General features: G+C 49.2%; 1 rRNA gene. It reads right to left on the minus strand.

Annotation, left to right across the window (positions count from 1 at the left end):
• Window positions 1-12: 12 nt before the first annotated feature.
• A 5S ribosomal RNA gene (rrf, locus tag B4920_RS27595) occupies window positions 13-106 on the minus strand.
• Window positions 107-242: the final 136 nt, after the last annotated feature.

Here is a 242-nt window from a genome sequence, read left to right on the forward strand (position 1 = left end):
TGTCCTACTCTCGCATGGCGAATGCCACACTACCATCGGCGCTACCACGTTTCACTTCTGAGTTCGGCATGGGATCAGGTGGTTCCACGGCGCTATGGCCGCCAGGCAAATTCTTAATCTAGAAAGCTGACGTGAATAACGAGTTGCCTGTTGGCTTCGCTATCACTGAATTAGGTAGTAGTTCTTCAATTTGCTACAAGCCTTAGAACACTTCTTGGGTGTTGTATGGTTAAGCCTCACGG

Source organism: Zoogloea sp. LCSB751, assembly GCF_002028455.1.
Lineage (GTDB): Bacteria > Pseudomonadota > Gammaproteobacteria > Burkholderiales > Rhodocyclaceae > Zoogloea.